Source organism: Bacillus sp. TH13, from assembly GCF_016651175.1.
Taxonomy (GTDB): domain Bacteria; phylum Bacillota; class Bacilli; order Bacillales; family Bacillaceae_G; genus Bacillus_A; species Bacillus_A thuringiensis_S.
Genome location: NZ_JAEKEJ010000025.1, coordinates 2293898 through 2318659, shown reverse-complemented (window position 1 = coordinate 2318659; position 24762 = coordinate 2293898). Strand labels below are relative to the sequence as shown.

Below are 24762 nucleotides of genomic sequence, written 5' to 3'. Positions count from 1 at the left end.
CATTTTTCTATTTTAGCACTTTTTATAAAAATAGGTAGTTCCTATTTGAAATAAAATGTAACTTCCATAAATAATTAAATAACATCACATATTGTTTTTTCATTTCATTTTCTTTATAGCTACACAAAATAAAATGGCAATCTAATCTAGTTATGTACCTAAAATATGTAGAGATCCCTTTTTTTGTGTATGTCACCTATTCACTAAGAAGATTGTTGGGTCAGTGTGTCTTTTTGCTTTTGCTCAACAAGACGATCTAAAGAAATATATACAATACCTGCAACTACACATCCTACAGCTAAAATTGTAAATAGAAAGTGGCCAAGTAATCGATCTAATAAAAAACCTCCCAAAAGTGGACCAAATGCGCTTCCTGTAATCCACTGCAAACTTGCAGCTCCCATATAAGTCCCTCTCAAATGTTCAGGGGCCAAATTTGCTACAAATGTCATCTGTACAGGTGACATAATCATCTCACCTAATGTATATATAGCATAAACGAACAGTAGTGTTATTAAAATAACTGTAGCATTTGTATTAAATTCTCCAAACCACTTCGGTAACCACCCTATAAAAAATAATCCAATCCCGAACAAACATGCACCATATAACATCGTCTTCCCGACTGGTTTATCCGTAGCCCATTTTGAAATTTGAAATTGGAATAAAACAACTAATAGTCCGTTTAACGCCATTAAATATGGATATGGATTATTCGTTCCAAAAATACGCTTCATTTCATTATCAAAATGTAGTGGCAACATGCCTTCGGTTTGAGAAAACCCCATCGAAATGATAATACCTGCTAATAAGTAAATCATTAATGCCTTATCTCGCATTACAATTTTCCAAACCGCCCCAGATTCCTTTTCTTTATGTTCTTCCTTATCTGTCCTCTTTGGCATCGTCTCTTGAATAAGAAGTAATACAAGTAACGCATAAAATAGCATTGTAGAAGAGGCAATAATAAACACAAGATTCTTTGACAACACAACTACTGATGCTCCCATTATCGGACCAATCGCAGCACCTATATTGTGTCCCATTCGTAATAAACCATATGCCTCTGTTCTTTTTTCTGGTGCCGTTACATCTGCGACCATAGCTGATGCAGCTGGGTGAAATAAAGAATTACTCAACCCTAAAAAAATAGATAAAATTGCATATGGAATAAACCCTTCTATAAATAGAAAACCGAGCATTAATAATGCATTACTTGCCATAGAAAATATCATAATCGGTTTTCTTCCATACATGTCAGCAATTCTTCCTCCGATAAGTGATCCAAAGCTTGCAGCAATTGGAGAAAGCGCCATAATAACCCCAACTTCCAACAACGAATCCACCTTATCTTTTAAATATAATGCAAAAAAAGGCATTAACATCATCATTGCAATTCCATTTAACGTCTCTCCAATAAATCGAATCCATACGTTACGGTCCATCTCTCTTAACTCACGCCACGTATTTTTCATCATTTCACCCCTTTAGTTAGCCAACAATTATCTTATAATAAGTTCAGAAAAATGTAAATTTTCAAATAAAAAAACCATTCTAACAGAATTAGAATGGATTTTTTTGCTTATAAATTCGCAACATCTTCTTCTTTTTTACTATTATTTAAAGCACTATGTTTTCGGCTATATAAGAAGTAAACCGCTATACCAATAACCATCCATATCCCAAAACTAATCCATGCTGTCCCCGATAATTGAAGCATTAAGTATAAACAGAAAATCACTGTTAATGCTGGTAAAAATGGTACAAGCGGAGCCTTAAATGCCCTTGGTAAGTCTGGATGGGTTCTTCTCATTACAATTACCGCAACAGCTACGAGTGCAAATGCTGACAATGTCCCCATATTTACAAGATGTGCTAAAACATTTAAATCTATTAATCCTGAAATCAGTGCCGCAATAATTCCCGTTGTCCATGTATTTAAAAATGGCGTTTTAAATTTCGGATGAACTTTAGCAAGACGCTTCGGCAGTAAACCATCTCGGCTCATCGCATAAGAAACACGAACTTGTCCATACATCATAACTAGCATTACTGTTGTAATTCCTGTAATTGCTCCTACTGAAATTACCCCAGCTAAGCCATCTTGTCCAATAAATTGAAGTGCAAAAGCAACTGGATCTGATATATTTAGCTGTCCGTATGGAACAATTCCTGTCAAAATAAGCGAAACAACGATATAAAGAACTGTACAAATTAATAATGATGCAATAATACCAATTGGTAAATCACGTTGCGGACGTTTCACTTCTTCTGCCGCTGTTGAAACTGCATCAAATCCTATAAATGCGAAGAATACTGTAGCCGCTCCAGCCATTACACCATCTAAACCAAACGGCATAAAAGGCGTCCAGTTTTCAGGTTTCACATAATTAAAACCAGCAAAGATAAAAATAAGAACAACTGCTATTTTAATAAATACCATAATGTTATTTACTCGTGCACTTTCACGAACACCCCTAGATAAAAGAACTGTCATCACTAAAATAATTAGAACTGCAGGTAGATCAATTATTCCACCCTTTCCTGTACCAGGAGCCGAGGAGAGAATAGTCGGAATGTGAATTCCAAACCCCTTTAATAAAGATTGAAAATATGCAGACCAACCGTTTGCTACAGCAGATGTAGCAAGTAAATATTCAAGCATTAAATCCCAGCCAATTAAAAATGCGAATACTTCTCCCATCGTCGCGTATGTATACGTATACACACTGCCCGATACAGGAACTGAAGAAGCAAATTCAGCATAACAAAATGCAGCAAAGGCACAAGCTAGCGCGGCAATCGCAAATGATAATATAATAGCTGGCCCAGAATGTTTCGCTGCCACAACACCCGTTAGAACAAAAATACCAGTTCCAACAATTGCTCCGATTCCAAGCATAGTTAAATCTAGCGCGCCCAATGTTCTTGCTAACGTTTTTTGCTTACTTTCTTGCATTAACTTTGCAATTGGCTTCTTTTGAAAAATTTGCTTCATCTTTCACTCCTCCAAGTTTTAAATTTTCTGAAAATTTTTAATTTGCTTTTTTATTTTACTCATTACGCTTTTCCTAGTCAATACTTTTGTCGAAACAAGTAGAAATTCTTCTGAATATGCACTATCCTTATCATTCTTTCTATATATCTTTCCATTATTTTTTTTGGTATTATTATACATGTCGATTCCGTGAAAAAGGCATGCTCCCTTATTGAGAGCATGCCTTTTTTACTTATTTCACAGTATATGAATCTTGTTCAATCCAGCTATACATATACTTTTCATCTTCTGTTTCATGTGCTTGTTTTACAATACGAAGCGGACGGAATGTGTCTATCATAACAGCTAATTCAAGCGTCTCTTTCTTCCCTATACTTGCCTCTGTTTTCCCCGGATGCGGCCCATGGGGAATCCCGCTCGGATGAAGTGTAATAGAACCTTCCTCCACACCTTTGCGACTCATAAAGTTTCCTTCTACATAGTAAAGAACTTCATCGCTATTAACATTACTATGATAATATGGTGCCGGAATTGACTCTGGATGATAATCGTATAAACGTGGTACGAAAGAGCAAATAACAAAATTATGCCCTTCAAATGTTTGATGTACTGGCGGCGGCTGATGAATGCGCCCTGTAATTGGTTCAAAATCCTCTACATTAAATACCCACGGATACAAATAGCCATCCCATCCAACAACATCTAACGGGTGGTGTCCTAAAACATGTTTATGCATATAACCTCTTGATTTTGTCATTACGACAAAATCGCCTTTTTCATCATAGGTCTCTAATTTTTCTGGACCACGAAGATCTCTTTCACAAAACGGACTATGCTCTAACAATTGTCCATATTCATTTCGATAACGACGCGGCGTTGTAATTTGGCTATTCGCCTCTACAACGAGAAACTTAGTCTCTCCTTCATCTGGAATAACACGATAAATCGTTCCAATTGGGATCGTTACATAGTCGCCTTTTCTATAGTGAATCGTTCCAAACATCGTTTCAATTTTCCCTGTTCCATAATGAACAAATAACATTTCGTCGCCATCACCATTACGATAGAAATAATCCATTTTTTCTGTTGGGCTCACTACTCCAATTAACAAATCTTCATTTCCAAGTATGAAATTCCGTCCACTTATTGCATCACCACTTTTTCTATTTTCTTTCGTTCGGAAGTGGCGATGAGAAAGAGCAACATCCTCTTCATACTGCAACTGACAAGAATGCGATAATGCAGAATGACCTACTTCTGTTGGCATATAGTGATGATACAAAATAGACTGCGTACCAGAAAAACCTTTTGTTCCCATTACCTGTTCACGATAAAGCGATCCATCTTTTTTACGAAATTGTACATGTCGTTTATGAGGTAGTTCTCCCATGTGACGATAAAACATGCCCATCACTCGCTTCCTTTTCTTTTTTGATCGTATTACGTAGTGTACCTAAACCAGTAATCGACAGCTCTACAACATCTCCATCTTGTAGCCACTCTTCTGTACCAAGTTCTAAAATACAGCCTGTTCCTACTGTCCCAGAACCAATCACATCTCCTGGATATAACGTAACGTCCTCTGAAGCACGTTCAATCATTTCAGCAAATGTATAGTAAATATCTTGGAAGTTTCCCTTTGATAATAGTTTTCCGTTTACATGAGCAGTCATTTCTAAATCATATCGATCACCATTACGATAAACATCTAATTCCTCTTTCGTAACAAGATGTGCTCCTAACGAAGTTGCAAAGTCCTTTCCTTTCGCTGGACCGAGACCTACTTTCATTTCTGTTGCTTGTAAGTCTCTCGCACTCCAGTCATTCATAATACAATAACCAAAAATATATTCCTCTGCTTGCTCACGAGAAATATTTCGCCCTTCTTTTCCTATTACGCAAGCGATCTCCAACTCGTAATCAAGCTTTTTAGACTTTTTCGGACCAATTACAAAATCACCGGAACCAATTACAGCACGATGATTAGTAAAATAAAAAACCGGAATATCATACCATTCAGGCACAACATCTAGTCCTCTTCGTCCGCGAGCTGTTTTTACATGTTGTTCAAATGCATAAAAATCTCGAATACTACTCGGATTAGGAAGAGCAGCTGTCAATTGTACTTCTTCTAAAGCATATATACCCTTATTTGGATTCTTAACATTCCTCACTACTTCTACATACTCATCAGCTTTCTCTAAAAAAGCCATCATAGAAGAAGGGATTCTCCCTTCACTAGCAAGATTCATATCTATTACTTTGTCACCTTCAAGCCATCCAGCCCGTATTTCTTTTGAAGGAAGACGAAATGTAACAAATTTCATCCTGATTCCTCCTTATAAAAATGAAATTTCCACCAGCAAAGGGACTTTTGCTGGTGGATACAAATCTTATAAGTTTCCGCGACGCTCTTGTTCTCTTTCAATTGATTCGAATAACGCTTTAAAGTTTCCTTCACCAAATCCACGGGAACCTTTACGTTGAATGATTTCAATAAATAGAGTCGGGCGATCAACAATTGGTTTCGTAAAGATTTGTAGTAAGTAACCTTCATCGTCACGATCTACTAAGATCTTTAATTCTTTTAGCTTATCAATTTCTTCATCGATTTTTCCAACTCGTGCAGTTAACTCATCATAATAAGTATCAGGTGTATCTAAAAACTCCACCCCATTTGCACGAAGTGCTTCAACCGTTTTAACAATGTCACTTGTTAATAAAGCAAGATGCTGTACACCAGCTCCATTATAGAATTCTAGATACTCTTGAATTTGTGACTTTCTCTTTCCATCTGCTGGTTCGTTAATAGGAAACTTAATACGGCTTCCATTTGTCATAACTTTCGACATTAAAGCCGAATACTCTGTACTAATATCATCATCATCAAAATGAATCATTTGTTTAAAGCCCATGACATTCTCGTAATAACTAACCCACTCTTCCATTTTTTCAACATTACCAACTACATGATCGACAGCAATTAAACCAGACTCTTCAAATGGAATATTAAACTCTACCTTTTGGAATCCTGGCATAAATGCCCCTTTATAATTTTTACGCTCTACAAGCGTATGAATTGTATCACCATACGTACCAATAACTGCTTTTTTCAATGTACCGTCCTCATCTGTTAATTCCTCTGGTGGAGCAATTGCGACGGCACCACGTTTCACTGCTTCTGAGTATGCTTTATCAACATCATCAACAAGTAGTGCCACATCCTTCACGCCATCACCATGAGTCTTTACAAACTCTGCAATACGATTTTCACTACTTAAAGCTCCAGACACAACGAAACGCATATTTTTTTGCACAAGAACATAAGATACCTTTTCACGGTTTCCAGTTTCTAATCCAGAGTAAGCCACAATTTTGAATCCGAATGCTCTCGCAAGATAATAACTCGATTGCTTTGCATTCCCTACGTAAAATTCCAAATGATCTACATCACGTACTGGAAAAAAGTCCTCCATTTGTGCAGCTAGCGTATCCATAGATTTTTGTTTCATAATATCTTCATCCCCCTGTAAATAGATTAAATGGTCCATACTTAAAACCAACCGAAAACGCTTCCAACATAAATAAATAGAAATTAGTTAGCAAGCTAACAAATTCTGACCTTTAAAATTTTCTATCTTTTCTGTCAAATTCCTCTTTTTTTCTTACATATAAAATTCGACTTTTTTCTCTTTGAAATAAAGTGAAACTTTAATCAGCCCTCACCAATCGGGCTTTTACTCAGTGGATTTTTGATTATTCGTTGAATCAAGTTGCAACCGCAGCGTCTAATTATTCATGAATGCTAAATAATGAGGTAACTTTAATACTTGAAGGTATATAAGAAGAAAATAAAAAAGACTCCAACATATTAACTACTTACTAATACGTTAGAGTCTTTATTTTTTTTGAATGATTGTATTTATATATATCATACTAATACACTTGCAAGGAATAGAATAAATGATGTTAATATTACCGCTCCACCTAAGGATCCTAATAAATCTGTTTTTGTTACTTGAAACACTTGTTCACTGTTCATATCCCTCATTCTCCCTTCTTTTTCTTTTGTTACAAAGTTTCTATTATACTAATACACTTGATAGAAATACGATTAATGCTGTTAATACTACCGCTCCACTTGCTGATCCTACAAAGTCACCTTTTGTTACTTGTAATACTTGCTCTTTCATATCTTTCATTCTCCCTTCTTTTTCTTTTGTTACAAAACTTCTATTATACCAATACGCTTGATAGAAATACGATTAATGCTGTTAATACTACCGCTCCACTTGCTGATCCTACGAAGTCACCTTTTGTTACTTGTAATACTTGCTCTTTCATATCTTTCATTCTCCCTTCTTTTTCTTTTGTTACAAAGTTTCTATTATACTAATACGCTTGATAGAAATACGATTAATGCTGTTAATACTACTGCTCCACTTGCCGATCCTACGAAGTCACCTTTTGTTACTTGTAATACTTGCTCTTTCATATCTTTCATTCTCCCTTCTTTTTCTTTTGTTACAAAACTTCTACTATACTAATACGCTTGATAGAAATACGATTAATGCTGTTAATACTACCGCTCCACTTGCTGATCCTACGAAGTCACCTTTTGTTACTTGTAATACTTGCTCTTTCATATCATTTATCCTCCCTTTTCATAAGTTATCTATATGTAATTTCTAAGAAATGTTTATTTCATAGTTTTTATGTTAACGTTACATTAAATTTGATAACGTAACGTTTGTAACATTAATGTAACATAACTATTGTTACGTTGCAATATAATAACGTGAAATTTATTACACTTTTTTTACGTTTTTTTTATAACAACCCCCAAAAACCTTTATTTAATGCGATTTTCACTAAGCTCACGTTTGTAACATTCGTGTAATATTATAGTCATAAAGTGAAATATAGTCATACTCCTCTCTATTTTTGTTACAAACAGTTTATTTAGTGACACTAAACCTATCTAATCTTTACTTACTTTTAATATGAGATAAAATACCGTCTTTCCAAGATAAGTTTATATGTTTCCTCTATATAACTATGTATAATAAAAACAAAGAGGTGGTCATTTTGAAATTAATCGCATTAGATATGGATGGTACACTACTATCATCTAATCTTGAAATCTCCAAAGAAAACCTACAAGCAATCCAAACTGCACAAGAAGCTGGTCATATTGTAATGATTTGTTCTGGTCGTGCGAAAGAGGATGCTTTAAAGCTATTGGAAGAATATAAATTATCTCTTCCAGTCGGAGCAAGCAATGGGGCTGTTGTTTATGTGGATGGAAAAGTAATTAACTCGCGTTGTATACAAAACGACAAAGTGTACAAACTTGCAAAATTACTAGAATCTGAAAGTTTCCCATATAAGTTATATACAAATAAAGGAGTTTATTCTCCATATACATGGCAAGATCAAGTGATGCAAGCGTTCGAAGAAAATAAGCATGCGCTCGATGTTACATTAGAGGAACTTGAACGAATTACAGAAAAGCAAAAGAAATCGAACCTAATTACTGATTTCAAAAAAATAGAAGATGTTGTAAATAACCAAGAACTAGAAATATCTAAATTCTTCATTTCAACATTTAATGCAGCGCATCGCGCACAGCTATTAAGCGTGTTACAAGAAGACGCTGATATTATGGTTACAGCATCAGCTCCTACTAACTTAGAAATTATGGATAAGAATGGACATAAAGGAAACGGGCTACAGCAGATGGCAGCTCATTTTAATATTCCTATTGAAGATACAGTTGCTATTGGTGATAATTTTAATGATGTACCAATGTTAGAAGTAGCAGGCTTATCTGTTGCAATGGGCAACGCTGAAGAAGATGTAAAAAAACTATGTGATGTTGTAACATTAACAAACAATGAACATGGTGTTTCTCATGCAATCGAGCAATTTGTATTGAAACAAACTTCATCTAGTAAATAAAAAAAGGACTCTTTCAAATTGAAAGAGTCCTTTTTTATACGTGATGACAAGCAACAAAATGCTCTGCACCAACATTACGAAATTCTGGTATTGTTTTTTTACAAACATCTGTTGCAAACGGGCAACGTGTATGAAAACGACAACCCGAAGGTGGATTTGCTGGACTTGGAATATCACCTTCTAGTATAATTCGCTCTCGCTTCACTGTTGGATCTGGTATTGGAACAGCTGATAACAATGCTTTTGTATACGGATGTAGCGGATTGGTAAATAACTCATCACGCGGCGCGGTCTCCACAATTGTACCTAAATACATAATTCCAATTTTCGTACATAAATGTTCTACTACACTTAAATCATGTGAAATGAATAAATAAGATAATCCCTTTTTCTCCTGTAACTCACTAAATAAATTAATAATTTGTGCTTGGATAGATACATCTAGTGCTGCCACAGGTTCATCAGCTACAATGAATTCTGGATTTAATACCATAGCCCTTGCGATTACGATACGCTGACGTTGTCCACCAGAAAACTCATGGGGATACCGGTCAATATGATAAGGAGCTAAGCCACACAACTCCAATACTTCAATTACCTTTTCACGAACATTTTCTTTCGTCGCTAATCCGTGGGCCAACATCGGCTCTCCAAGCGCTTCACCAATTCTCATTCTCGGATTTAATGAGCTAAATGGATCTTGGAAAACGAGCTGCATATTAGGGCGATGTTTTCTCAATTCATCCTTGGATAAAGAATGAACATCTTTCCCTTTAAACTTCACTTCCCCCTCCGTTTTTTGAACGAGACGTAAAATTGTTTTTCCTATCGTTGTTTTTCCGCTCCCTGATTCGCCAACGAGACCAAACACTTCGCCTTTATTAATAATAAAACTTACTCCATCAACTGCTTTTACATGCCCGATCGTTCTACTAAATATGCCACCTTTAATTGGAAAATATGTCTTTAGGTTTTTCACCTCTAATAATGGTTCACTCATTGTTCCGCACGCTCCTCATATAACCAGCAAGCTACTTTATGATTTTCATCATTTACATTTAGATTTGGGGCTTCTTTTTCACATATTTCCATACAATGCTCACAACGCCCACTAAAGTAGCAAAACTCACCTAAACCAACTAAATTCGGAACTTGCCCTGGAATAGAATATAGTTTATCTATTCGTTTTCCCATTACTGGTTTTGATTTCAATAATCCTTTCGTATAAGGATGTTTTGGATTTTGGAATATCTCTAATACTGGAGCTTCTTCAATAACTTTCCCACCATACATAACGACAACGTAATCAGCCATTTCCGCTACGACACCTAAGTCATGTGTAATTAATAAAATCGACGTTTTAAATTCTTCTTTCACTTGTCTTAGTAAATCCAATATTTGAGCTTGAATCGTAACATCAAGAGCTGTTGTTGGTTCATCTGCAATTAATAACTTAGGATTACAACTAAGCGCAACAGCAATCATAATACGTTGTAACATCCCGCCGCTCAGTTCATGCGGATAAGAATGAACAATTTCATCAGCACGGGCTATGCCAACTTTACGAATTAACTCAATTGTTTTCTTATACGCTTCATTTTTACTAAGTAATTCATGCTCCCTTAACGTTTCTACAATTTGCTCACCTACAGTGAAGACGGGATTTAGCGATGTCATCGGTTCTTGGAAAATCATCGCAATATCATTGCCTCGTAAACTACGAAGTTCTTTCTCTTTCATTCCTAAAAGACTTTTTCCTTCATATAAAATGTCTCCACCTACTACACTGCCTGATTCAGCAATAAGTCCCATAATAGATAACGCCGTTACACTCTTCCCGCAACCAGATTCACCTACAACACAAACAGTTTCACCTTCTCGAACAGCAAAACTAACATGATTCACAGCTTTTACTGTCCCTTCCTCCGTTTGAAAGTGTGTTTGTAAGTCTTTTAGCTCTACTACCGCTCTACTCATACCTTCTCACCTACCGTCTCATCTTTGGATCTAACGCATCACGAAGTGCATCACCAAGTAAATTAATTGATACAACTGTTATAAAGATTGCAAAACCAGGCGGAATCCATAACCACGGACGCTTTTGGAAATCAATTAATGAGTTAGCTGCGCTAATCATGTTCCCCCATGATGGCGTAGGTGGGACGACGCCGAGACCTAAGTAGCTTAGCGCGGACTCACTTAAAATAGATCCAGCCACACCCAAAGTTGCTACAACAATAAGTAACGGAAAAACGTTAGGAATTAGATGATGAATGATTTTTCGAGAATCTTTTAATCCTAATACATCTGCCGCTTGCATAAAGGCTTGCTCCCGCAATGTTAAAATTTGTCCCCTCACAAGACGTGCAAGTCCTGGCCATCCTACTAAACTTAAAATAATCATTACAACATATAAACGGTACTCCGATGGTAATTTCCATTCTGATAAAATTGCCCCCATTATAATAAGTAGTGGTAATCCTGGAATGGACATTAACACATCTGCAACACGCATAATTAAATGATCTACAGCTCCTCGATAAAAACCAGCAATTGCTCCTAATAGAGCTCCTAGTATAACGGATAGTAGCATCGACGCTAAACCGATTGTTAATGAAATACGCCCTGCTTGCATAAGTCTAGTTAAAATATCCCGTCCCAACTGGTCTGTCCCAAGCCAATGTGACAGGCTGGGTGGTTTATTAATTTGTGTTACTTGTACTTTCCCATCAGCATACGGTGAAAAGATTGGACCGATAAAACTAAATAAAAACATAAATATTAAAACGTATAAGCCACACAGTGCCATCTTATTTTTCTTGATTTTTTTATACGCTTGGCGCCATGGTGATGATTCATTTCTCTTTTTCCGTTCTTTCTTTTTCTCTATTATAGGTGTAATAGTCTCCATATCTTTCCCCCCTTACTTCAATCGAATTCTTGGATCAACAAACGCATAGACAATATCAGCTAAGAAATTAGCCATAATTGTTAAACAAGAAAGAAACATTGTAAAGGCCATTAATACCGTATAATCACGAAAGTTTAATGCTTCTAATTGAATACTCCCAATCCCTGGCCAATTAAAAATCTGTTCAATAATAATGGCTCCTGAAAATAAACCCGGTAATTCAAAAGCGAGTAATGTAATTGCTGGCAAAATTGCATTTTTCAATGCATGTTTATAAATAACGGTTCTTTCTTTTAAACCTTTTGCACGAGCAGTACGAATATAATCTTGCCTAATAACATCCAACATGCCCGTTCTAAAATAGCGTGTTAACGACCCTACACCAAGAAGCGTTAAAATAAATACAGGTAGAATCATATGACGTAATACTTCTAATATGTATGCTATCCCTGTTGAGTTACTCCCAATATCAATCATGCCACCAATAGGTAATAACTTTAAATCAACTGCTAATAATTTAATTAAAAATAGTCCGATAAAGAATGATGGAAATGACATTGCTGCAAAGACACCGATTGTTACCAATCTATCAAACCAAGAATGCTGCTTTGTTGCAGAAATAACCCCAATAATAAGAGCAATAATCCAAGTGAAAAATAAAGCTGCAGCAGCAACAATAAATGTATTCCAAATGAATTTATTAAGTAATGAAGTTACCGGTTCTTGGTACTGTAAAGAAAATCCAAAATCACCATGCAAAGCATTCACTAGCCAATGAAAATACCTTTCAATAATCGGTTTATTTAAACCGTACAACTCTCTTAATTCTTGAGCTCTCTCTGGTGTTAATTTCGGATTTGAATCGATATAATCACCCGGTAAGAGTGCAAATAAGAAAAAGATAATAATAGACGTACCAAACAATGTAGGAATCATTTGTAGAAACCTACGAATGATATATGTTTTCACCTTTTGTCTCCCCAATCCTATTTACTTAAAAATAGAAGAACATTTTTTCAAAACAGCTACCATTCCATTGCTGTGTGAAAAAACGTCTTCTATTAGTTAGGTCAACCCTTATTGTTCAATAGATAACACTGGTAAGTTGGAACTGATGCTATCATACTTTTCTGGATCAATTCCTTTTATACGTGCATTATGAGCATAAAGTAGTTTACGATAGTTTAATAAAATAACTGGTGGATCATCACTTAACTCTTTATACAGCTCTTTATAAATCGCTTTACGTTTTTCAATATCTGTCGTTCCTATACCTTTTACAATCAAATCATCTACTTTCGGATTATTATAACCCGTATCACTTTTTGGATTAGTTGATAAGTACTCACTTACAACTTCACTTGGATCACTAATTCCTGGTGTTGAAACTGCCGCTAAATCGTAGTCACCTTTTCCTACTTTTGAAAGCATCGTATTAAAGTCCATCAACTCTGGATTTAATTCAACACCAATTTCTTTGTAACTTTCTTTTGCAATTGGAATAAAGATATCATTTGTTTTACCTGTATTTGATGCGTAGTATGTTAATTTTAATTTTTGACCATCTTTTTCACGAACCCCGTCAGAACCTACTTTCCAACCAGCCTCATCCAATAATTTTTTAGCCTTTTCTACGTCGTGCGGATATTTATTAATACCTTCTTCTGTATATGCCCATGAAACTGGAGCAATTGGTACGTTAGCGACAGAGCCATAGCCTTGTAAAGCTGTATCCACATACTTCTTACGGTCTAATCCATAAGTAAGTGCTTGGCGTACCTTTTTATCTTTCAAATACGACTTCTTATTATTTACATAGATATAAGCAATATCACTTGATGATTCAAGATTAATATTTGCAAACTCCAATCCTTTTAATTGGTCTATATTTTCAGGGTTCGCTCTAAATCCACTATAGTCCAGTTCACCTGTTTGGAATAATTGGAATCCAGTATCACCTGATGTGATTTTGTAAATAAAGTTTTTAATTTTTGGTTTACCTGCATAATAATTTTCGTTAGCAACAAAGCGGACTTCTTGACCTGGAACATATTTTTCAAATTTATATGGACCCGCTGCAATTGGTTGCCCATATAATGCTTTTAAATAGTCTAAACTTGTATTTTGTTTATAATCTTTTCCATAATAAGCTTTTGATAGCACTGGGCCACCTAAATTCGTTAGCGCCTGTGAATTAACTTTTTCAGTTGTAATTTTAATTGTCTGTGGATCAACAACTTGGATTCCTTCAATAGAAGTTGCTTTTCCTTCTTTATATTCTTTCCCACCTTTAACAGCATACTGAGCAATATCCAATCCACCTTCATACGCTTTATCATGAAGTAGTGTTAATGTAAATGCTACATCATCCGCTGTTAGAGGCGACCCATCACTAAATTTTAAATTTTTACGTAAATGGAATGTATATGTTAACTGGTCAGCAGAAATATCCCATTTTTCTGCAAGATCCGGAACAGGTTTACTTTGTTTGTCTGTTGTTACTAATGAAGCAAAAATAACCGACGTTACATTTCCATCCCAACCATTATCTTGGAAATACGGAAGGAAAACTCCCCCTGGCTTAGAAATGGCTGTAATGAAAGTATCTTTTCGTTGATTTGCTTTCTCTGGACTTTTCTTTTTATCTGTAGCTGGAATTGATTCAATCTTAGAATCTTTTAAATCCTGCTTTTTTACTGGTTCTGTAGAAGCCGTATCCTCCTGTCCCCCACAAGCAGATAACACAAGCGAACTACTAAGTAATACTGAAAATACACCAGCCCATTTTTTTGTCTTTTTCTTCATTGTCCCCACCCTAACTTTTTATGATTATACCCTCTGAACGAATTACCTTATGTATGCCTCCCACAGCACTTTTATAGCCAATCGGAAAAGTCGGTTTTAATCGTAAAAAATAGATGTTTTTGAGGGGTAACAATCTTATTCCGACCTTTCCGGTAGACTTTATAGTTATTAGCTTATATCGTTCAGTATATTTTGTCAATTCTTTCTAAATAAATATTTTTAGAATTTTTCCAAAATTATCACTCTACATTTATACTTTAAAAAAACCCAGCTATAATTCGTATTAAAAACTTAAAAATCTACTTCTATTCCTTCAGCATGAAACATAGAATACTAATAACCAATTACCAAAAAGGGGGCGAAAATATGGACAACCTATTCCAATACGTCCTGCACTACGTATTATTAACAATTATGATAGTCGGGGCGCTATTACTATTCCCGTTCTTCCCAAAGTTCGTCCTCTTTTTAGCTTTTTTTATCATGCTCGGGATCGCTATTATAATTTCAACAAGAGAAGATGCCACGCAGAAAGAGAGCAGAGTTCAGCGCGTAAAGCTGTAACTTTGCTCTCTTTTCGTTTTCAATCACTAGTCTCTGTTACACATATTTATCCCACTATTTTCCGGTCAGTAAGACCCTCACCTCAAAATTCAGCGAAAGCAAAGAAGTTAGGTGGGGGGCGTGCTGCCCGTAAAAGCCCGATTCGTGAGGACTGATTAAAGTCTCACTTTATCTCTCGGGAAATAATTAGCCTTTGTTTTTGTGATTACTCCTATTGAAAAGCCACTAATGACATTTATTTTTCACCTTATCATTTCATACGCTTCACAAGCTATGCAAATTGAGGAACACGGATTTATCTAAGTTACTGTTTCACGTGAAACACATCGCTTCATTTAATCTTTAAAGCAAAATATCATTATGAAAAAGCCACTTCCTCCAGCAAAACTGAAAGGAAGTGGCTTTCTACTCTTTACTCCACAATATTCTCTAACTCACTATATAACTTCGCTCGTAACAACTCTTTCATCGTTTTTTCCTCATATAATTTTTCAAGTCTTTCAACATCAGCTACATGTTCCATTTCACATTCTATTGCATATATATCTTCTTCTACATGCATTAACTCATTTTCAATCTCTTCAAGATTCCTAGCTTTTTTCTCTTTTACTGGAACCATTTCAACACTCTTTCTCCCTTGGCGTTTCTGCTTTATTACTTGCTTCTCAAGCTTTTCTTCCCATTTTTGACGAGCCCATGCATAGTTTCCTGCAAACTCAAATAATTTACATTCATCAATCCAGTACGTCTTTTCAAATAACTTATTTAAAAAATAACGATCATGTGAAACAGCTAAAATCGTCCCGTTATATTGCTCAAGGGCTTCCTCTAAAACTTCCCTTGATTCAATATCAAGATGGTTTGTCGGCTCATCTAGAATTAGAAAATTGATGTCTTGATACATAAGTTGCGCAAGTCTTAACCTCATTTTTTCTCCACCGCTCAGTTGCGTTACTTTCTTAAATACTGCTGGACCATAAAATAAAAACTTAGCCAATATATGTCTTGCTTCTCCTTCGGTTACAGCTACATACTCTCTAAACGCTTCCAATACATTACTCTTCACATTTCCATACGTATGCTGTGATAAATAACCAATTTTGACACTACTACCAATTCGAATTTCACCAACGTCTGGATTTATTTCTTCTAATAGTAGTTTTAATAATGTAGTCTTTCCTGTACCATTACGACCAACGATAGCCGCACGCTCTTGAAAACGAACATGTAAATTCGCTTGTTCAAATAAAGGTCGGCCAGCAAAACCTTTACTCACTTCTTTCATTACAACAACATCTTTCCCGCTTCTCTCTTGCCCTTCAAACTGAAGACCCATCTGTTTTCGTTCTAAAATTGGCCTCTTTAATTTCTCTATACGTTCTAACGCACGTTCCATATTTCTCGCTCTTTTATGCAATCCTTCATTCGGAGGGTTCGCTTGATTTGCCCATTCACGTAGACGCTTAATTGCTTCTTTCATTTTCTTTATTTTCTTTTGTTGCTCCTGATAAGCTTGAAACTCTTGAAGTAATTTTTCTTCCTTCTCCTCAACGAACTGAGAATAATTCGTATGGTACACGTGAATCTCTCCATCTTCCAAATCAAAAATTTTCGTTACAACTTCATCAAGGAAATAACGATCATGTGAAATAACCATAACTGTTCCAGTGTATTCTTTTAAAAATTGCTCTAACCATTCAACTGCAAATAAATCTAAATGATTTGTTGGTTCATCTAATAGAAGTACATCTGGTTTCTGCAATAGCATATATGCAAGGCTTACTTTCGTCTGTTCTCCTCCACTTAATTCCGTAAATACTCTTGAAAATAAGTCTGTCACTTGTAAGCCATTTGCTACCTTCATTATATTTGCCTCGATTTCATAACCACCGAGAAACGCAAATTTTTCTTGAATGACTCCGTACCTCTCCATTAGCTTTTCCAAAGCAGATTGTTCCTGTTCCACCGCCATATTTTTTTCTAAAGCATGCATTTCTTTTTCTAATTCCTTTTCTACTTTAAAAGCAGAACTCAATACATCATATACAGTCATAGCCTCATCAAACTTCGGAATTTGTGCAACATGACCAATACGTGTACCTTTCTTCATATGAATGGCTCCTGCATCCAAACTCTCCCTTCCCGTCAGAAGCCCAAAGATTGTTGTCTTCCCACTACCGTTACGACCAACTAATCCAACACGTTCACCATTCTTTATTTCAAGCGATATATTTTCAAATATGGTGTTTCCACCAAAAGATTTCGTTACATTATTTACACTACAAATAGTCATTTTCCGTACTCCTTTCAATATAAAAAACCATGAGAAAGAAACATTCCCCATGGTTTTCGGCATAGAAAAAGGAAGCCAAATAGCTCCCTTTTCACACGTTTATTAAAAATGGGTGAAGAGATTTCTATCGTTCAATAGTCACTATGCAATTGTTAAAAAAGGGCATACGTATCCCGTTAACAACTACATCATGAAAAATCGCACGACAAAAATAGATAAAATCTAAAAATTTGGCACGTGCAGCTAAAGAACGTTTCATCTCATTCACCCCTTTCGTACGGAATTTAATACTTACTTCTTTATTATACTTTCCAATTTCATGTTTGAATAGTCATTTTTCTGAAAATAATGAAGATAGACTAAACATTTCAATAAGTGACATCAAATCTTACAAAACTGTTATGTTCACGTAATGGAAAGCGATAGTACGAAAAGATGCCTCCCTATACAATAAAGATGTAAACAAGAGAGACAAACAAAAGGAGGAAACAAACATGATGAAAGAAATCGTAAAAGCAATCTTTGAGGTATTAGTGAACGGACAAGCAGTTGTAAAAGAACTAAATGAACTATAAAAAGGAGTGAAGAAATATGATGAACATGGTGAAAATGATTTTACACGCTTTAGTCGATGCAAAAGCAGTTAGCCAAGAATTAAACCAACAATAAAAAGGGGTATATGAATATGAAGAAAGCCATTATTATAATTGCAAGCACAGCAATTACTTTATACACAATAAAAAATAGAAAAAAGAAAAATACTGAAAATGTTCTATATTATCCATACACACTATTAGAGAAAAAATAAAAGACAAGGTACCCTATCGTAATGAGGATATCTTGTCTTTTATTTTTTCCATATTGCCTTTAGAGGATTTCCTCCTCCTTTTCCCGAATGTATTAAGCGGGATTTTTACACATATTTTAAAGGGGCATATATACAAATGGATACACAACAACTATATTTTTTAAACGATATCGGTAAACAAAAACCAGAAAGTATTCGGAATAGAAGCGCTGCATGTCCATTTTGCGATAAAGAACATTTAACGGATATTTTAGCAACTGATGGTTCTATTATTTGGTTAAAAAATAAATTTCCTACATTACAAGATACATTTCAAACAGTGTTAATCGAAACCGGTAATTGCGAAGATCATATCGCAACATATACAGAAGAACATATGCGGAAATTAATGCAATTTTCTATTCAACATTGGTTACACTTACAGAAGAAAGAAGAGTTCGCATCTGTGATTTTATACAAAAATCACGGTCCATTTTCAGGTGGAAGTTTGCATCATGCACACATGCAAATTATCGGAATGAAATATGTAGATTATCTTGAAAATATTGAAGAAGAAAATTTCCAAGGGGTAATTGTTCAAAAAAACGAACGCATTGAGCTTAATATTTCAGAGCGTCCCATTATTGGCTTCACTGAATTCAATATAATCATTGATAATATTTCATATATAGATGATATGGCAAATTACATTCAGCAAACTGTACGTTACATACTGACAGATTTCCATAAAGGATGCAGTAGTTATAACTTATTCTTCTATTGCTTAAATGGAAAAATTATTTGTAAAGTTGTTCCTAGGTTTGTCGTTTCACCGCTGTATGTAGGATATAAAATACCTCAAGTTTCTACAAAACTAGAAGACGTAAAAATACAACTAGCGGAGTATTTCACAAAATGACACGATTATCAAAAAAAATAGAGTAGGTATTAAAACCTACTCTTTTATTACACCTTTATTTCGATAGTACACATCTTCTAATCCGATGTTATACTTCATGTTATTATCCGTCCACTCTGGCCCTAAATTCCCTGGCCATCCAGATGTATTCGCTATATATTTCAGTAATGCAAAATCAGTCAAACCTTTTTGCACCCCACGCTTATATCCTTTCAGTAAATGCGGCATTGCAATTTGTGCATTTGTACGTGGATCTTTTAGCTCATCATCAGTTAAATGTTCTGGTGCAAGCCCGCCGCCGCGGTGCAGTTGAAACAATCCGAATGAAGTTCCATTATCTCCAACACTCCTTGGATTTAATCGACTTTCATGCTCAGCAATTGCAAGAGGTATCCATTCCGGAAGATTTACTTTCTTCGCTTCCTCTATAATGATTTGTTTCACCTGTTTTGCTTCTTCTGAATCAACATAGCTTGTTCCATTCACTAGCTTATCCATTCCTTCAGACTTTCCTTGGAAATATAAATATACTCCAAGAACAACTAAAAATCCTACAAAGAATTTCTTCACTACCTCTACCTCTTTCTCCGCTGAAATTTGTCCCCTTTCAGCCTTCCCTTTACAATTACCTACATTCTACTACTCTTTTATCATAGCAAATAACTATACATATTATCATCATGCTTTAGACCGATTTTGTGAAAAAAAAGCTGGTAAATACGTACAAAAATGTAACTTTCATAGACTATAACGCATTCATTGTATATAATTGTAAATTGAATTCTAAATATAAACTAGGAGAATAATAATATGAAAAAATGGCTGTTACTCTTATTTAGTTTACTACTATTAATTCCTGTCCCTATTTCTGCACAAAAAACTGAACAACCAAAAACCCTTATTTTATACAGTTCAAACGATGATCAAATTACAAGCGATATCCAAATACTTAATACACAAGTAGGGCATTTCACTAATAATATAACAATTAAAAACATAAAACAGTTAGCTAAAATAACTGATAAATCTTCTTATACACATGTTATTTACATGGGTGAAAAACAAGAAGAACTTTCTACTGAAGCAAAGGAATTTCTAGAAGGCTTCCCAGGACCATTACTAGTTTTAGGTCAAAATATAGAACAGTTATCTACTCGTTTTTCATTTATCACACTTAAAAATGAAGATATAAACTCTGATACAATTGAATATCCAACACGTAAACTAAAGAATATATTAGAAGAAGAAAGATCAATTAAACAACTTGATACAAACGGCACAATTCTCGCACATGCTTTAAGAGGAAATAATACTTATCCATTAATTGTACAGCAAAATAATTCTTATTATGTAGCAACTTCTAACCTCTTTGATTGGATATCTTATTATATTGGCGAAAGCCTATTTTCTTATTTTCGGCAAAAACCCGAAACCAATAAAAAATTAGCTTATTTACGTCTTGAGGATGTTCACCCAGCAGCAGATATAAATCAATTGAAAGAAATTGCTGAATTACTAAAAGAGAAGAAGATTCCTTACATGATCACTGTTATTCCTGTATATACAGATCCAGATACAGGTAAAACACTACATTTAAAAGATAAACCCAAACTAGTCGATCTTTTACGCTCTATGCAAGATGATGGCGCAGCGATTATTATGCATGGTTACACTCACCAATTTTATGATAGTGAAACTGGGGAAGGTTTTGAATTTTGGGACGTAAAGACGGATCAACCAATTCGCCAACCGAAACATGAAAAACCGAAGTCAAAAGATGAATTTCCAAATATAGAGTCATATAACCAATATGTAAAAAAAGGGGAAGAGTTTGAGGAAAAATATACGACAGATCACATCGAAAAGGGGATTCAAGAACTTGTAGATGCTAAACTATATCCTGTCGCCTTTGAAGCACCTCATTACACAATGTCTCAAAAAGGGTATGAAATATTATCAAGATACTTTTCAACTTATGTAGGACAACTACAGTTAAGTGATACAACTTGGAAATCCATGCACTCTCCAGCATATAGAAGTACACCATCATTTCTACATGGAATGAAATTAACGCCTGAAACAGTCGGTTTTATTGAAGAAGATAAGCCACAAGCTATTGCTAAAATGAAAGCAAATGCTTTATCTGTTGCTAAATTATCCGATGGGATTATTGGAGCATTCTATCATCCTTACTTAGGTGTGAAACCATTAAAAGAAGTGTTAAAGGATCTAGAGAGTATTCCAAATATAGAATGGATTGATTTACAAAAGGAAAAGAATGAAGTAAAAATGAAAGGTATTCATATTACTACGAATAAAGACGGCATTCACGTTAAAAAACCAACAAGTGCAAATGACATAATTGATTATATAAAGCAATATGGCTTCTTCCTTATACTAGGATTCGTTATTATTGTCTTTCTTTTATTATTAAAACGCGCGAAAAAATTAGAATCCTAATACAAAACCATCGAGCGGAACGCTTGGTGGTTTTTTGTCCTATATCAAACCGTGGCATTTTATTAAATACATTCAATTTTTACTTTTTCCGTTACATGATTAAAACTATAATTCTCCTATCCTTTCAAATAAAATCGACTTGTATTTTCATATATTGTTTCTGCAACCTTATCAATGGATATGTTTTTTATAGAACTAATTTCCTTTAATACCTCTCGAATCATTCTTGGATGCGTTACAACACCCTCTTGAAATTCCCACGGTCCATCTGTTTCTACCATCATATATTCAAGCGGATAATACGAAACGATTTTTCTAATCTTCTCCTTATGTAAAACATCCGGTGTAATCGAAGTATAATAACCATTTCTCATCATCCGTTTCATTGTTTCATCGCTTCCTTTAAACCAATGGAAGTGTGCACGTGAAACTTTATATTTCTCTAGCAAATCACATACAATGTCAGCATCTTCATAAACTGCATGTAATACAATCGGCAAATTATACTTACTAGCTAGTTCTATAAATTTTTTCAATACAGCTATGTATAGATCTGCAGCAATTCTTTCATCTTCTTTTCTCAAATAATAGGGCAAACCTACTTCACCAATCGCAACAATTTCCTCTGCGTTCTGTTCAATAAGTTGATAAATCTGTTCACACTCTTCTTTATGAATCTGTTGCTCTGGATGAAACCCTATCGCTGGATATATAAAGGGATACTTCTTCGCTAAAGATAACGTTTCCTTACAAGATTGATAATTCATAGATACCGCAATAAGCCCCTTTATTTCATTACTATTTTCCACCTCTTTTAGTAATCTGCTCTTCTCTTCATCCTTATATTGATCAACATGTATATGACTATCAATCCATTTCATCTTTATGCCCCCATAAAAAAAACAAGAAAGGACTTCCTTTCTTGTTTTAGCATCTATATTATTTAACAATTAAGTTTGTTATGATATCAAATAATCCAATACACACTACGGCAACAGTAAAGTAGCTACAGAAATCTTTAATTGGTAACTTCACTACTTCTTCTTTACTCATCCCATTTTTCTCCCTTCTTACTAGATCCCTAATTATTTTTCTATTTGTATCTATTATGCAAAAAATATGACAAATTTACTATCGAATTAACTTACGTAAACCTTACAATGTTGTAAGGTTTTAAAAAAGATCCCCATCTTGATTCAGATGAGGATTATTAAAAATTAGTTGGTTTTTCATTCTTCATTACAAACAGAAAGTAATACATTGAGACTTTCTAGTTACACTATATGAAAATTACTATCTTTTAACTATCGAATTACATTACAGAAGGCTTACATGTTTGTAAGTTATGTGTAATGTAATTCGATAGTTCCCCTTACTTATATTTCGTACAATAAAATTAGAAAGTAAGCCAAATAAGAAGAACAATCACATAACCAAATTACATTGCTAGTAGCTACTCTTCTTATACCTTTCACCCATGCTACTACAATGTACCCCCTTCCCCTTTATATAACAAAAAAGCCTTAGTCTATATGGACTAAGGCTTTTTTGTCGAAAATAAAAATACCCTTACCCAGTATTTTTATTTTCGACAAAAAATAGCTGGGGGTATATTTCTCTATCTCACCGTTAAAAGTTTACTCTTCGCATTTATAGGAATATTTGCAACCTCAATCTCTTCAATGGACTCACCGTAACGCCCTTTCGCAAAAACCTTTAATGCTTCATCTCTCTTTAACATATGCTTAACCGTTTTCTTTATTTTCTGCTCTCTACCACGTTCATCGAATGCAATGAATTCATATTCATACCACTCATCACCGATATGCTGACCAATTGTATTCACAACCGTATAGTATTCTTTCGTCTTATAAAATGGATTATATTTATCGATAACCGGTCCAAGTTTCGTAGGCAGTAACATTACTACTATCACTATCATCGCTATTATAGTAGTGATCATTTTTTTCTTCATAATAAACATTCCTCCTCTGCAGGATATATATACATCCATTTTAAAAAGGGGGAATAAAATCTACTATTGAATCTCATTACATTACACTTACATTTTTGTAAGAATTAAAAAAGGTGAACGAATTTACTCGTTCACCTTTTAGCTTGCTTTAAAGCCACCGCCAAGTACATCACGTACATCGTGTATAACAACGAAAGCATCTTCATCTACCCGGCTAATAACTTGTTTTAACTTAACAAGCTCTTGTTTATTAATAACAACATATAAAACTTCTTTATTTTTACCAGTATATCCGCCGCGCCCTTCCAATACAGTAACACCGCGTGTCATATTTTTCGTAATGGCCTCACGAATTAAATCTGGTTGATTTGAAATAATCGTAACAGCCGTTTTTGTATCCATTCCTTCTACAATGAAATCAATCACCTTCGCTCCGATGAACACAGCTACAAGTGTATACATTGCCTTTTCTTGTCCTATTATAAATACAGAACCAGCAATTACAACAATATCAATAATTAGTACGCCTTTACCTACACTCCAACCTAAATATTGATTTGCTAACCGAGCTAAGATTGCTGATCCTCCCGATGTACCTCCGGCTTTGAACATACAGCCTAATCCAATACCCACAAATAAACCAGCAAATAAAGCTGCTAATAATGTATCACTATTTACATGATACTCAATATGTTCTGTAACGTATAAAAACAAAGATGTTTCTACAATCCCTAAAATTGTATAAATCATTGTTTTCTTATCAAAAAATTTATAACCAACAGCTAGTAAAATTGCATTTATAGCAAAATTCACAATCCCTGGTGACCAATCAAATAAGTAGTACGTAACAACCGTTAAACCAATAATTCCACCTTCCGATAAACGGTTTGGAATTGCAAAGTAATTAATACCAATTGCGAATAATAATGAACCAATTGTAATTAGTGTTATTTCCTTTATACGTTGATTAACCATAGTTCATACCCTCCCCCCATTTGACATTGTATCACTATCTCCTAGAGGTTTAGAAGTGGTTTTTATTCCGCATTTTCCCTCTTAAAAATTGAAATATTATGTTTAAACAGAGGG

At 34.8% G+C, this 24762-nt stretch carries 26 protein-coding genes; 5 read left to right on the top strand and 21 right to left on the bottom strand.

The annotated features are described in order from the left end of the window. Window positions 1-203: 203 nt before the first annotated feature. From JFU02_RS20445 to JFU02_RS20400, 10 genes are all read right to left on the bottom strand, one after another. Window positions 204-1475 (bottom strand): MDR family MFS transporter, encoded by a 1272-nt coding sequence (locus tag JFU02_RS20445; RefSeq protein ID WP_061667698.1) that lies wholly within the window; start codon window positions 1473-1475, stop codon window positions 204-206. Between the two features lie 107 nt (window positions 1476-1582). Beyond that, the gene (bcaP, locus tag JFU02_RS20440) at window positions 1583-2998 is read right to left on the bottom strand and encodes a branched-chain amino acid transporter BcaP (protein WP_000809361.1); all 1416 of its coding nucleotides are present in this window, start codon (window positions 2996-2998) and stop codon (window positions 1583-1585) included. 232 nt (window positions 2999-3230) lie between these two features. Continuing rightward, complete coding sequence (locus JFU02_RS20435; RefSeq protein ID WP_061667700.1) at window positions 3231-4403, bottom strand: homogentisate 1,2-dioxygenase; 1173 nt, start codon at window positions 4401-4403, stop codon at window positions 3231-3233. Beyond that, on the bottom strand, window positions 4369-5325 hold the full coding sequence (locus JFU02_RS20430) for a fumarylacetoacetate hydrolase family protein (RefSeq protein ID WP_000673996.1): 957 nt from the start codon (window positions 5323-5325) through the stop codon (window positions 4369-4371). The genes JFU02_RS20435 and JFU02_RS20430 overlap by 35 nt, the downstream gene beginning before the upstream one ends. Before the next feature lie 66 nt (window positions 5326-5391). Further along, window positions 5392-6510 (bottom strand): 4-hydroxyphenylpyruvate dioxygenase, encoded by a 1119-nt coding sequence (gene hppD, locus JFU02_RS20425; RefSeq protein WP_000810920.1) that lies wholly within the window; start codon window positions 6508-6510, stop codon window positions 5392-5394. A 419-nt stretch (window positions 6511-6929) separates the two neighbouring features. Next, complete coding sequence (locus JFU02_RS20420) at window positions 6930-7040, bottom strand: DUF3948 family protein (RefSeq protein ID WP_001083691.1); 111 nt, start codon at window positions 7038-7040, stop codon at window positions 6930-6932. Window positions 7041-7083: 43 nt separating this feature from the next. After that, the gene (locus tag JFU02_RS20415; protein ID WP_000654250.1) at window positions 7084-7200 is read right to left on the bottom strand and encodes a DUF3948 family protein; all 117 of its coding nucleotides are present in this window, start codon (window positions 7198-7200) and stop codon (window positions 7084-7086) included. A 34-nt stretch (window positions 7201-7234) separates the two neighbouring features. Next, entirely contained in the window at window positions 7235-7351 is a 117-nt protein-coding gene (locus JFU02_RS20410; RefSeq protein WP_000654250.1) for a DUF3948 family protein, read from the bottom strand. Between the two features lie 34 nt (window positions 7352-7385). Next, window positions 7386-7502 (bottom strand): DUF3948 family protein, encoded by a 117-nt coding sequence (locus tag JFU02_RS20405; RefSeq protein WP_000654250.1) that lies wholly within the window; start codon window positions 7500-7502, stop codon window positions 7386-7388. 34 nt (window positions 7503-7536) lie between these two features. Then, a complete protein-coding gene (locus tag JFU02_RS20400) occupies window positions 7537-7644 on the bottom strand; it encodes a DUF3948 family protein (protein WP_000664237.1) in 108 nt (35 codons plus the stop codon). Between the two features lie 442 nt (window positions 7645-8086). Here JFU02_RS20400 and JFU02_RS20395 point away from each other — a divergent pair, with 442 nt between their 5' ends. After that, window positions 8087-8959, top strand: coding sequence for a Cof-type HAD-IIB family hydrolase (locus JFU02_RS20395; protein ID WP_000766428.1), 873 nt, complete (start codon window positions 8087-8089; stop codon window positions 8957-8959). Window positions 8960-8993: 34 nt separating this feature from the next. On the opposite strand, the gene JFU02_RS20390 is transcribed toward JFU02_RS20395, so the two are convergent. The 5 genes from JFU02_RS20390 to JFU02_RS20370 form a co-directional block, all read right to left on the bottom strand. After that, entirely contained in the window at window positions 8994-9959 is a 966-nt protein-coding gene (locus JFU02_RS20390; protein ID WP_201071536.1) for an ABC transporter ATP-binding protein, read from the bottom strand. Next, complete coding sequence (locus JFU02_RS20385; RefSeq protein ID WP_098316169.1) at window positions 9956-10936, bottom strand: ABC transporter ATP-binding protein; 981 nt, start codon at window positions 10934-10936, stop codon at window positions 9956-9958. The genes JFU02_RS20390 and JFU02_RS20385 overlap by 4 nt, the downstream gene beginning before the upstream one ends. A gap of 10 nt (window positions 10937-10946) precedes the next feature. After that, complete coding sequence (gene opp4C / locus JFU02_RS20380) at window positions 10947-11870, bottom strand: oligopeptide ABC transporter permease (protein WP_098835953.1); 924 nt, start codon at window positions 11868-11870, stop codon at window positions 10947-10949. A 12-nt stretch (window positions 11871-11882) separates the two neighbouring features. After that, window positions 11883-12839 carry an ABC transporter permease gene (locus tag JFU02_RS20375; protein ID WP_000860687.1) on the bottom strand — a complete coding sequence of 319 codons (957 nt, stop codon included), beginning with the start codon at window positions 12837-12839 and terminating at the stop codon, window positions 11883-11885. Window positions 12840-12947: 108 nt separating this feature from the next. Continuing rightward, window positions 12948-14675 (bottom strand): ABC transporter substrate-binding protein, encoded by a 1728-nt coding sequence (locus JFU02_RS20370; RefSeq protein ID WP_000730676.1) that lies wholly within the window; start codon window positions 14673-14675, stop codon window positions 12948-12950. Window positions 14676-15041: 366 nt separating this feature from the next. Between JFU02_RS20370 and JFU02_RS20365 the strand changes: the two genes are divergently transcribed. Next, a complete protein-coding gene (locus JFU02_RS20365; protein ID WP_000369254.1) occupies window positions 15042-15239 on the top strand; it encodes a hypothetical protein in 198 nt (65 codons plus the stop codon). 412 nt (window positions 15240-15651) lie between these two features. Here JFU02_RS20365 and abc-f read toward each other — a convergent pair whose 3' ends face one another. After that, window positions 15652-17583, bottom strand: coding sequence for a ribosomal protection-like ABC-F family protein (gene abc-f / locus JFU02_RS20360; RefSeq protein WP_141527024.1), 1932 nt, complete (start codon window positions 17581-17583; stop codon window positions 15652-15654). A 73-nt stretch (window positions 17584-17656) separates the two neighbouring features. Further along, window positions 17657-17791, bottom strand: a complete 135-nt coding sequence (locus tag JFU02_RS32620) for an RAxF-45 family protein (RefSeq protein ID WP_000830643.1) — start codon at window positions 17789-17791, stop codon at window positions 17657-17659. Between the two features lie 420 nt (window positions 17792-18211). Here JFU02_RS32620 and JFU02_RS20355 point away from each other — a divergent pair, with 420 nt between their 5' ends. Further along, complete coding sequence (locus JFU02_RS20355; RefSeq protein WP_002083998.1) at window positions 18212-18340, top strand: hypothetical protein; 129 nt, start codon at window positions 18212-18214, stop codon at window positions 18338-18340. A gap of 136 nt (window positions 18341-18476) precedes the next feature. Continuing rightward, window positions 18477-19238, top strand: coding sequence for a DUF4931 domain-containing protein (locus JFU02_RS20350; RefSeq protein WP_201071534.1), 762 nt, complete (start codon window positions 18477-18479; stop codon window positions 19236-19238). 36 nt (window positions 19239-19274) lie between these two features. Here JFU02_RS20350 and JFU02_RS20345 read toward each other — a convergent pair whose 3' ends face one another. Then, complete coding sequence (locus JFU02_RS20345) at window positions 19275-19808, bottom strand: transglycosylase SLT domain-containing protein (protein WP_000713252.1); 534 nt, start codon at window positions 19806-19808, stop codon at window positions 19275-19277. A gap of 240 nt (window positions 19809-20048) precedes the next feature. On the opposite strand from JFU02_RS20345, the gene JFU02_RS20340 reads away from it, so the two are divergent. Continuing rightward, window positions 20049-21698 (top strand): DUF2334 domain-containing protein, encoded by a 1650-nt coding sequence (locus JFU02_RS20340; protein ID WP_201071531.1) that lies wholly within the window; start codon window positions 20049-20051, stop codon window positions 21696-21698. Between the two features lie 116 nt (window positions 21699-21814). Here the strand turns inward: JFU02_RS20340 and JFU02_RS20335 are convergent, their stop codons facing one another. The 3 genes from JFU02_RS20335 to JFU02_RS20325 form a co-directional block, all read right to left on the bottom strand. Next, complete coding sequence (locus tag JFU02_RS20335) at window positions 21815-22579, bottom strand: TatD family hydrolase (RefSeq protein ID WP_098013560.1); 765 nt, start codon at window positions 22577-22579, stop codon at window positions 21815-21817. Window positions 22580-23316: 737 nt separating this feature from the next. Next, window positions 23317-23673 (bottom strand): YxeA family protein, encoded by a 357-nt coding sequence (locus JFU02_RS20330; protein WP_000728423.1) that lies wholly within the window; start codon window positions 23671-23673, stop codon window positions 23317-23319. A 138-nt stretch (window positions 23674-23811) separates the two neighbouring features. Further along, window positions 23812-24648, bottom strand: coding sequence for a YitT family protein (locus JFU02_RS20325; protein ID WP_000248046.1), 837 nt, complete (start codon window positions 24646-24648; stop codon window positions 23812-23814). Window positions 24649-24762: the final 114 nt, after the last annotated feature.